The following is a 10,473-nucleotide window of genomic DNA, read 5'->3' on the forward strand; positions in this document are numbered from 1 at the left end:
GACAACGCCTCGGTGAGCCTGCGCAAACTGCTGCTGGAGAGCTGCAATCTGCACACCGTTCTCGACTGCCCCGGCGGGACGTTTCAGGGTGCCGGCGTGAAAACCGTCGTGCTGTTCTTCGAGAAGGGTGCGCCGACGCGCACGGTCTGGTACTACCAGCTCGACCCCGGCCGCAACATGGGCAAGACTAACCCGCTCAACGACGCCGATCTTGCCGAGTTTGTCGAACTGCAAAAAACGCAGGCCGACACCGAGAAAAGCTGGAGCGTCGATGCCACGACGATTGATACGACGACCTACGACCTGTCGGTGAAGAACCCGAATGGCGGCGAGGAAGTCATCCACCGCAGCCCGCAGGCCATCATGGGCGAGGTCGCCGCGCTCGATGCCGAGAGCGCGGACGTGCTGGCGAATATCAGGTCGCTGGAAAGCCACCTGCAATCTGTTTTCACAGAGCAGGGCGGGTGGGAGGAGAAGCGACTAGATGATCTCTATCGAATTGGTTCAAGCAAGCGCGTACTAAAATCCCAATGGAAGTCTGAAGGGGTTCCGTTCTATCGGGGGCGCGAAATAACCAAGCTGGCGGCAGATGGCCGCGTGGACAACGAACTTTTCATTTCCGGGGAACACTTCGCCGAGCTTGCGAAACAAACGGGTGTTCCTGCGGCTGGGGACATTGTCATCACAGCAATTGGGACTATTGGAAACGCACATATAGTTCGAGAAGAAGATCGTTTCTATTTCAAGGATGCAAGCGTTCTTTGGATGAAACGCACATCCGATATATGCAGCGAATTCACAAGTTTATGGCTCAAGTCGGCCCTTTTCTTTGACCAGCTTGACCGGGGAAATGGTGCGACAGTTGATACGCTGACTATCCAGAGACTTCAGAGCATGAAGATATGCATCCCATCTGTTTCAATGCAGCAGGAAATCGTTACTGCGCTCAGTGCGGTAAGGGATGAAACCGAACGCCTCGAATCCCTCTACCAGCAAAAGCTGACCGCGCTCGACAACCTGAAAAAATCCCTGCTGCAACAAGCCTTCTCCGGCCAACTCTAGCGAGACCCGCGATGTCCACCCAACGCTATTCCGTCACGCCGCACCCCATCGAAACCATCCTCACCTGGGTCAAGTCGGGCGAGATTGCGATTCCGGAAATCCAGCGCCCTTTCGTCTGGGAGGCAACCAAGGTGCGCAACCTGCTGGATTCGCTGTATCAGGGCTATCCGGTCGGCTATCTGATCGCCTGGCGCAATCACACGGTGAAGCTCAAGGACGGCACCACGTCGGCCGGCAAGCGCATCCTGATCGACGGCCAGCAGCGGGTATCGGCCTTGATGGCGTCCCTGCTCGGTATCGAGGTGCTGAACGACGACTACGAGACGGTGCAAATCCGCATCGCGTTCAACCCGCAGGAAGAGAGCTTCGAGGTCGCCAACCCGGCGATCCAGAAGAACGCGGCCTGGCTGCCCGATGTCGCCAAAGTGTTCGATCCGGCGACCAGTGTTTACCAGTTGGTCAATGGCTATTGCTCGGCAAACGAGGGCTGTTCGCAGGACAAGGTGCACAGGATTATCGAGAAGCTGCGCGGCATCGTTTATAACCACGTCGGCATCATCGAATTGGCGGAAGACCTAGACATCGAGACGGTGACGGAAATCTTCATCCGCGTGAATTCCGCTGGTTCGCCGCTCTCGCAAGCGGACTTTGCGATGTCGAAAATCGCCGCCAATGAAACATTTGGCGGCAACTTGCTGCGCAAGGCCATCGACTATTTCTGCCATCTGGCGGTGGCGCCGGAGTTCCTGGGCAAGATCACGAAGGGCGACAAGGCGTTTGTGGCATCGGAGTTCTTCGACAAGATGAAGTGGATCGCCAATGTGAATGACGACATCTACGACCCCAGCTACACCGACATGCTACGGGTGGCATTCACCTCCGAGTTCGGGCGCGGCAAGTTGCAGGATCTGGTGGCCCTGCTCTCGGGCCGCAACTTCGAGACCAAGCAGTACGAGGAAGCGATTGCCGAGGATTCGTTCGGACGCTTGAAGCGGGGCATTCTGGCTTTCGTCAACGAGACTCACTTCGACCGCATAACGATGATCCTGCGCTCGGCGGGTTTCATCACCAGCAAGCTGATCAACAGCCAGAACGCAATCAACTTCGCGTACATCCTGTATCTGCGCGGCCGAGCCGAGAACATTCCACCGGCCGATCTGGAACGGGCGGTGCGCCGCTGGTACGCGATGTCGGTGCTGCGCGGGCGGTATAGCGGCTCGCCGGAATCGACCTTCGATTCCGACATTCGCCAGATCGATAGCCGGGGCGTGCTGGCCTATCTGGAGGCGGTGATTCCGAATGAACTGCCGGACAGCTTCTGGACGGGCATGCTGCCGCAGTTCATGGATACCTCGTCGATCAACAGCCCGTATTTCCTCTGCTATCAGGCGGCACAGGCCAAGCTAGGCGACAAAGGTTTTTTGTCACGCGACATCACGGTGACCGACCTGCTGCTCAACCGTGCCGACGTGCATCACTTGTATCCGCGCCAGCACCTGAAGGATTTGGGCATGTCGCGCGGCCTATACAATCAGATTGCCAACTACGTGGTTGCGCAGAGCGAAATCAACATCGCCATCGGCGCGAAGCCCCCGGCCAACTATTTCAAGGAACTGGCCGAGCAATGCAACGGCGGCGCGAAGAAATACGGCGGAATCACTGACAAGGCGGAAATGGCGGCCAATCTGGCAATGAACTGCATTCCGGCTTCGATGCTGGATGGGGAGATCAAGGAGTTTGGTGCGTTTCTGGAGGAGCGGCGAAAGTTGATGGCGCTGAAGATCAAGACGTGGTTTGAGGTGTTGTGATGAGTGAGGCTCGTGATATTGCATTGGTTGATGAACTCCGGGCGTTGCCCGAAGAAACATCATGGGTTGAGTTCAAGAACAACAATACAGATCCGGACGTTATTGGCAAACGTTGTTCGGCATTATCCAATTCAGCCCGCATCGAAGGGCGAGATTGCGCCTACGTGCTTTGGGGCATCAACGACAGCAGCCACGATATCGTTGGAACGGACTTCAATCCGGATGCCAAGAAGGCAAATGGCCAGGTGTTACAGCTCTGGCTTGCCAATTGCCTGCAACCGAGCATTGCATTCAGTTTTCGAGTTGTAAACCACCCTCAAGGGCGAGTGGTACTGCTGGAGATTCCTGCAGCCACGGGAACGCCCGTCGCATTCAATAGCATCTCCTTCATCCGGATCGGCAGCGCCACGCCCAAACTGACCGATTTTCCGGAGCGGTATCAGCAGTTGATCGAGCGTATGCAGCCTTACCGTTGGGAACAATTGATCGCCCGACAGTACGCTACGGGCGACGATGTTCTGGCCTTGCTTGATTACAGCCAATACTTTCGCCTTACCAAGCAGCCCTTGCCTGATAACAGGGCGGGTATTTTTGACCGGCTAGAAGCGGATCGGCTGATCGTTCGCGATGTGGGCGAGCGCTGGAATATCACCAACCTCGGGGCTATCTTGTTCGCCACCCGGCTCAGCGATTTCGAGGCGAGTCTGGCCAGAAAGGGAGTGCGCTTTGTAGCTTATGGTGGCAACAACCGTGCGGCCGCTGTGACGTATCGACACGATGGTCAGAAAGGCTATGCGGCCGGTTTCGAAGGTTTGGTCGGCTACCTGAATGATCTCCTGCCCAAAAATGAACACATCGGAGCGGCATTGCGGGAAGCACACCCGCTATTCCCCGAGTTGGCAATACGAGAATTGGTAGCCAATGCGCTAATTCATCAGGACATGACGGTGACTGGCGCAGGCCCACAAATCGAGCTCTTCAATGACCGGATCGAGATCACCAATCCGGGGCGTTCTCTAGTGAAACTCGACCGCATGATCGACTTGCCGCCACGCTCGCGTAATGAAGCACTGGCTTCGCTGATGCGCCGCATGGGCATGTGCGAGGAACAAGGTAGCGGCCTCGACAAGGTGTTTACCGCGGTAGAAGTATTCCAACTTCCTCCTCCGTTGTTAAGGGCCGATGAAAATTCCATGCAGGTCGTGCTTTATGCGCCGCGCAGCTTTGCGGAGATGACGCAGGATGAGCGCGTTCGTGCATGTTATTTCCACGCGGTCTTGAAGTTCCTTAGCGGGGACAAGATGAAGAACGCCTCTCTTTGTGCTCGCCTGGGTATTGACCCCAAAAATGCGGCGCAGGCCACCGGAGTGATCAACAAAGCACTCAACGCCGGCTTGATTCGTATTGCCGACCCTGATCATCCGCGAGCCGGATATGTGCCGCATTGGGCGTGAGTTTCTTGATCGGGTTTTGATTGCACCGATCGATAACAGAATCGGCTGGTTCATAACCAATATTTTTCAATGAGTTACTGGTCTAGTGCTGTGAAAATTTTCTTGATTGAGTATTGACGACGGCGGCTAATCATCATGAATGAAGCTGAAACCCGCGCCGAGCACATTGACCCTGCACTTGCCGCTGCCGGTTGGGGCGTGGTCGCCGGCAGCCGCATCCGGCGCGAATACCCGATCACCCTGGGCCGACTTGAAGGGGCGGGCAAGCGCGGCAAGGCGCTGACCGCGGATTATGTGCTGGAATACCGCAACACCTGGCTGGCGGTGGTCGAGGCCAAGGCGTGGGACAAGGCGCTGACCGAGGGTGTGGCGCAGGCCAAGGACTACGCCGGCAAGCTGGCGGTGCGCTTCACCTATGCCAGCAACGGGCAGGGCATCTACGGCATCGACATGACGACGGCGGAGGAAAGCGAGATTGCGCGCTATCCGTCGCCCGACGAGCTGTGGAACCGGACGTTCGCCACCAGGAACGCCTGGCGGGATCGCTTTGCTGCCGTGCCTTTCGAGGATCGGGGCGGCTATTTCCAGGGGCGTTACTATCAGGACATCGCCGTCGAACGTGTGCTGGCGGCAATCGCGGCCGGGCAGGAGCGCATTCTGCTGACGCTGGCAACCGGGACGGGCAAGACCTTCATCGCCTTCCAGATCGCCTGGAAACTCTTCCAAAGCCGGTGGAACCTGACGGATTGGAAAGGCGAGGGCGAGCGAGGTGACCAAGCCTCGCGGCGGCCGCGCATTCTGTTCCTTGCCGATCGCAATATTTTGGCCAACCAGGCTTTTAACGCCTTTTCAGCCTTTGACGATAGGGTAGGCAATGGGGCACTGGTGCGCATCGACCCGGCGGACATTCGCAAGAAGGGCAAGGTGCCGAAGAACGGCAGCATCTTTTTCACCATTTTTCAGACTTTCATGAGCGGGCCGGAGCAGGATGGAAACCCCTCGCCCTATTTCGGCGAGTATCCGCCCGATTTCTTCGACTTCATCGTCATCGACGAGTGCCACCGGGGCGGCGCCAACGACGAGAGCAACTGGCGCGGCATCCTCGACTACTTCGCGCCGGCCGTGCAGCTTGGCCTGACCGCGACGCCGAAGCGCAAGGATAACGTCGATACCTACGCCTACTTCGGCGATCCGGTATTCGTCTATTCGCTCAAGGACGGCATCAACGACGGCTTCCTGACGCCGTTCCGCGTCAAGCAGATCACGACCAGTCTCGACGAGTATGTCTATACGCCCGACGACCAGGTGGTGGAGGGCGAGGTGGAGGCCGGGAAGCGGTACGAAGAACCCGACTTCAACAAGATCATCGAGATCAAGGACCGCGAGAAGAAGCGCGTCGACATCTTCATGTCGCTGATCGACCAGCGGGAGAAGACGCTGGTGTTCTGCGCAACGCAGGATCATGCACTGGCGATCCGTGACCTGATCAATCAGGCGAAGACAAGCATCGACCCGAACTACTGCCAGCGGGTGACGGCCAACGACGGAGCGCTGGGCGAACAGTGGCTGCGCGACTTTCAGGACAACGAGAAGCACATTCCGACGATCCTCACCACGTCGCAGAAACTGTCGACCGGTGTCGATGCGCGCAATGTACGCAACATCGTGCTGCTGCGGCCGGTGAATTCGATGATCGAGTTCAAGCAGATCATCGGGCGCGGCACCCGGCTGTTCGACGGCAAGGACTATTTCACGATCTACGATTTCGTGAAGGCGCACCACCATTTCAGCGACGCCGAATGGGATGGAGAACCCATCGAGCCCGAGATTTGCGGGAAGTGCCATCACACCCCCTGTGTTTGTATCAAGGAACCGCCGCCGCCCTGCTACCTGTGCGGCAAATCGCCCTGCGAATGCGCGAAAGACCCTTGCCCGAAGTGCGGCCAGCGCCCCTGCGTCTGCAAGAAGAGGGCGAAAGTGGCGCTGGCGGACGGCAAGTCGCGCACGATCCAGCACATGGTGGTCACCAGTTTCTGGCACCCGGACGGCACACCGATGTCGGCACAGCAGTTCATGGAGGCGCTGTTCGGCAGGCTCCCGGACTTCTTCACGGATGAAGACGAACTGCGGACACTGTGGAGCGCACCGGATACGCGCAGGAAACTGCTGGATGGGTTGGCCGAGAAGGGTTTCGGCAAGGACCAACTCGCCGAGATGCAGAAGATCATCGACGCCGAGAAAAGCGACCTGTTCGACGTGCTGGCCCATGTGGCCTATGCCGAAGTGCCGCTCACCCGCGAAGAACGGGCGGGTCGGGCGATGGCAGTGATCAGCGAGAACTTCAACCCGAAGCAGAAAGTGTTTCTGGACTTCGTACTGTCGCACTATGTGGCGGTCGGGGTGGAAGAACTCGATCAGGCGAAACTGACGCCGCTATTGAAACTCAAGTATCACGACTCGATTGCCGACGCGGTGGCTGACCTCGGCAAACCGGAAGAGATCGGCAGGGCGTTCAGCGGATTTCAGCGCTACCTCTACCTGGAAGACAGGTGACGAGTGATACCGCGACCTACGAATCGCCCAAATAGCCGTACTGTCTCCACGGAAGAAGGGGCGATCCATAGGCCTCACACCCCATTTCGAACTGAATGCTGCTTTCCGGAGCCCCGAACGGCTCATTGACCAAGGTGTTCCTGAATTTCAAGTTGGGCTGGTAGGGCCTCTTCGATTCGTAGAGAAACCATCCATCGCCAATCTCGGTTCGGCGTGCGCATTTAAGCGCTCCGAGATCCCTCTTGATCATCAGAAACCGACACTGCTCCTGCGCAACCCCTTGCCTTGGCGGATAGAGAATGTCAGTCAGCATGCCGCCCTCGGTGTCCGATTCCGGAAAGCAGTGACGCCAGCCCGGCATGATGAACAGATCCGCCAGGCATGCCCCTTCATCCGGAGTGTGGACGTATCCCCCCCAGTCACTGAAAGGCACGTTTCCGACTTCGCCGTCCGGACCGCTCAGAGCAAACGCGGCTTGTGGCTCTTTCTGTCCTGCAAGCTCGCAGCGTCGAAGCTGCTCGTCGACCAGAATGCGCCAGAACCAGTAGTCTACAAAATCACTTGAAACCGACCTCACATCGTCTTTGGCAATCAACTCGTGGATAGCCGCGAACAGCTTCCCAGACAGCTTCGTTTCGGCAGGTGCCACGGGTTCCGAACGGCAGCATCTTTGAATTTCCGGCAGGAAATCGCGAACATGCGTGCCCGAATCAATCCGCTTTACTTCGTCGTGGAGCAAATGGTCGTTGCTCAAACGTAATTGTTCCTGCAATCGCCGAATCGACTTGAGCAAGTTCGTCAGCAGATCGTTCCAGTACGGCTTTTCCCGGAACGTCAACCAGCAGCGGGCTTCCGGCCAGGTGTCATCGCCTTTCCACCGGAAATGCGCGTCGAAGTCCGTTAACGCCAGGTATCCGTCTCCACAGTCTCGATTTTGGGGCTTTCGCCAGAGTGCTTTGAGCTCCTCGTCGAAGATTCCGGCAAGACGGGAATTTACCGCGACGGGCCGCACACGCAAGTAGTTCAATATGTCTCCGGGGCGACACATCGTCAGGAATTCATAGACTCGGGCTCCGCGCGAAACGTCTTCGATGAACGTCAGCAACGGCAGGGCATCCATTTCGATAACGAAAGGCTGTTCGACATCCGAACCGCCTTCGCGATACGGGCCGGGCGCAAGCCGTTTCGGTGCGGCCATAAGCTCTGCCAAGGCGGTCTCTATTTCGATCAACGTGACTTTGTAGGAATTCATCGCAACTCTTCTATCGGCCAATTCATTTCCAGATTTCCGAACGCGCACGTCAGGCCAGTTTCGCGCTCGTGTCGGGGCGGGTTCCGCGATGCCGTACGCTCTGTGCATGGAGTTCTCCCGACGTTGTTTCAGTGTTTTCAAGATCGATAGCGCCAACAAAGCAAGCAGGAACTACCGACTCTATGCACCGATTCTAGTGAAGGGATGGCTACCCAACTTGACCCTCAGCGCCAACTGCATGACCAAATACGACATAATCGAACCTGGGAGCTAAAGGCGGGGTGATCATGGCATCGGAAACATTTCTCGCGAGTTTTGGACAAATCGGGTTGCGCCTCATCGAACGGCTTGGCATCAGCCCGCAAGAATTCACGCGCCCCTTTGGTCTCGACGTAAAGGCTTTGCCCGGTCCAAAGGCCCGCATTCCCGCACGATTTGGCGACGAAACCTTTGCCAGGATCGCTTCACTGGTTCCAGACCCGGCATTTGCATTGCATTCGGCTGAATGCTGGCACCCTTCAAATCTCGGCACACTGGGCTATGCGTGGCTCTCCAGCGAAACCCTGCGCGCGGCGCTTGCGCGCCTGACGCGCTACGCGAAGATCGTGGGCGAAAAGGCGACGTGTCGATGTATGGATCGCCCGAACGGCCTTCATCTGATCTATGAAAGTATGCGCGGGAATTCGCTGGTGGGCTACGTCATGACTGATTTCGCGATGGCAATCATTGTGGACATGTGCCGGACGAACTTTGGCCCCTCTCTTGCCCTCGAGTCGGTCTATTTGAGACGTCCGCGGCCGGTCGACTCAAGACCCTACGAGGATTTCTATGGCTGCCCGGTCACTTTTGGCGAGGCGGAAGATGGATTTGTGCTGGGACGGCACGTGGCAGACAAACCGCTCCCGACAGCCAACCAGGAGCTTGCGACGACATTCGATGCAATCCTGGCGGCGGAACTCGCGAAGCTCGGCAGCAGCGACATCGAGGCGCGTGCCAGAGCGTATTTGCTGGAGCAATTGACCTCCGGTGAGCCGTCGGAAGCGTTACTGGCGCGCGAAATGGGTATGAGTTCGCGCACGTTGCAACGAAAACTTGGCGAACTGGAGTTGACGTACAGGAGTGTGCTGGAGAAGACCCGATACGATCTGGCATTGCGCTATCTTGATGATCCTGCCAAGACCATCACCGACATCACCTTCCTGCTCGGTTTCTCCGAGCAAAGCGCTTTCGCACGCGCATTCAAACGCTGGAGCGGAAAGACCCCCAGTTCTTGTCGTCGTCGTTAGCGGGTGCAGTGCTGCCCAGGCAATCTCCCACCAAGTTTCAATCGTGAAGTTCAATTTCTGACGTCTTGAGTCAAGAGATTGGCGCTGTCGGTCAATCGCATTGACACGTCAGAAGCTACGCTCCATTGAGGACTTTTTACTGAGGTTGTGAGTGCAAATTACGATTGAATCCCCCGGCGGACCTCGCCAGGGCGTAGTGCCTTCCGATGGCATTGTCGACGAGGCCACATTGATCAAAGCCTTGATCCTGACGCTTGCCGTTGAAGGGAACAAGGGTGTCGACTACGTGACGCTGGAGGTTGATCTGAGCGATGCGGAACCGGAGCGCCTTGTCGAGGTCGCCAAGGCGCTAGGCAACAAAGGGCACTGACTGGCCCTCGCGCCGCCAATCTGTTCGAGTCTGATGGTCGGCAGCATTCGGGTTGAACCGTCGGGCAGGGCGGTCGATTTCCGATTCATGCCGAGGAGTCTGGCCTGATCTGGTAAACTACGCGTATTGCCTGTCTGGAATCCCTCATTAGGCTTCTCGCACGCCTGTTCGATTCCGCTCCTTCTCCGCACCCCTAACAGCCTACTTTTCTGATGATCATATTTGACTTGTCCTGCAAACAGGAACATCCCTTCGAAGGCTGGTTTCAATCGCTGTCATCCTACGATAGCCAGATCGAAGCCGGCTTGATTTCGTGCCCGCATTGTGGCTCTACCGAGATACGGCGCGTACCGTCTGTCGTGCATATGTCGAAACCGGCAAAATCGGCGCATCCAACGGAGCCAAAAAACTCATCGGACCCAGCACGTCATGCTGGCACGCCCGGGTCCTCTACCGGATTGCCTGCAACCCGCACACAGGCTGAAATGTTCGCCGCCTTTGAACAGCTCATGTCGTCGATCGTCTCGAACAGCGAAGACGTTGGCCAGAACTTTGCCGAGGAAGCGCGCAGGATTCACTATCTTGAAGCGCCTGTGCGTTCGATCCTCGGTGAAGCCAGCGATGAAGAGTACGAGTCTTTGCTTGACGAAGGCATCGAAGTACTGCGTCTGCCGATCGTCAAGAAGAG

Annotated in this window: 8 protein-coding genes; 7 read left to right on the forward strand and 1 reads right to left on the reverse strand. The window is 57.2% G+C overall.

Annotation, left to right across the window (positions count from 1 at the left end; genetic code table 11):
- Positions 1–12: 12 nt before the first annotated feature.
- The 4 genes from PROAA_RS16160 to hsdR all read left to right on the forward strand — a co-directional run bounded on the left by PROAA_RS16160 (position 13) and on the right by hsdR (position 6,877).
- Complete coding sequence (locus PROAA_RS16160; RefSeq protein WP_245664311.1) at positions 13–1,062, forward strand: restriction endonuclease subunit S; 1,050 nt, start codon at positions 13–15, stop codon at positions 1,060–1,062.
- 11 nt (positions 1,063–1,073) lie between these two features.
- Complete coding sequence (locus tag PROAA_RS16165; protein ID WP_186412338.1) at positions 1,074–2,870, forward strand: GmrSD restriction endonuclease domain-containing protein; 1,797 nt, start codon at positions 1,074–1,076, stop codon at positions 2,868–2,870.
- Positions 2,870–4,324, forward strand: a complete 1,455-nt coding sequence (locus tag PROAA_RS16170; RefSeq protein WP_186412339.1) for an ATP-binding protein — start codon at positions 2,870–2,872, stop codon at positions 4,322–4,324. Before PROAA_RS16165 ends, PROAA_RS16170 begins: the two co-directional genes overlap by 1 nt.
- A gap of 135 nt (positions 4,325–4,459) precedes the next feature.
- Positions 4,460–6,877: an EcoAI/FtnUII family type I restriction enzme subunit R gene (gene hsdR, locus PROAA_RS16175; RefSeq protein WP_186412340.1), complete on the forward strand. Its 2,418-nt coding sequence runs from the start codon at positions 4,460–4,462 to the stop codon at positions 6,875–6,877.
- A gap of 16 nt (positions 6,878–6,893) precedes the next feature.
- On the opposite strand, the gene PROAA_RS16180 is transcribed toward hsdR, so the two are convergent.
- Entirely contained in the window at positions 6,894–8,129 is a 1,236-nt protein-coding gene (locus tag PROAA_RS16180; protein WP_186412341.1) for a hypothetical protein, read from the reverse strand.
- 287 nt (positions 8,130–8,416) lie between these two features.
- On the opposite strand from PROAA_RS16180, the gene PROAA_RS16185 reads away from it, so the two are divergent.
- The 3 genes from PROAA_RS16185 to PROAA_RS16195 form a co-directional block, all read left to right on the forward strand.
- Positions 8,417–9,415 (forward strand): AraC family transcriptional regulator, encoded by a 999-nt coding sequence (locus PROAA_RS16185; RefSeq protein ID WP_186412342.1) that lies wholly within the window; start codon positions 8,417–8,419, stop codon positions 9,413–9,415.
- Between the two features lie 151 nt (positions 9,416–9,566).
- Positions 9,567–9,785: a hypothetical protein gene (locus PROAA_RS16190; protein ID WP_186412343.1), complete on the forward strand. Its 219-nt coding sequence runs from the start codon at positions 9,567–9,569 to the stop codon at positions 9,783–9,785.
- 212 nt (positions 9,786–9,997) lie between these two features.
- The coding region (locus tag PROAA_RS16195) for a DUF1178 family protein (RefSeq protein ID WP_186412344.1) at positions 9,998–10,473 on the forward strand (476 nt) is incomplete at its 3' end.

The sequence above is a fragment of the Candidatus Propionivibrio aalborgensis genome (assembly GCF_900089945.1).
Lineage (GTDB): Bacteria > Pseudomonadota > Gammaproteobacteria > Burkholderiales > Rhodocyclaceae > Propionivibrio > Propionivibrio aalborgensis.

Excerpts from the sequence above, each read along its gene's own strand:
- PROAA_RS16165 (WP_186412338.1), top strand. The coding sequence starts at position 1,074 with ATGTCCACCCAACGCTATTCCGTCACGCCGCACCCCATCGAAACCATC.
- hsdR (WP_186412340.1), top strand. The coding sequence starts at position 4,460 with ATGAATGAAGCTGAAACCCGCGCCGAGCACATTGACCCTGCACTTGCC.
- PROAA_RS16180 (WP_186412341.1), bottom strand. The coding sequence starts at position 8,129 with ATGAATTCCTACAAAGTCACGTTGATCGAAATAGAGACCGCCTTGGCA.
- PROAA_RS16185 (WP_186412342.1), top strand. The coding sequence starts at position 8,417 with ATGGCATCGGAAACATTTCTCGCGAGTTTTGGACAAATCGGGTTGCGC.
- PROAA_RS16170 (WP_186412339.1), top strand. The coding sequence starts at position 2,870 with ATGAGTGAGGCTCGTGATATTGCATTGGTTGATGAACTCCGGGCGTTG.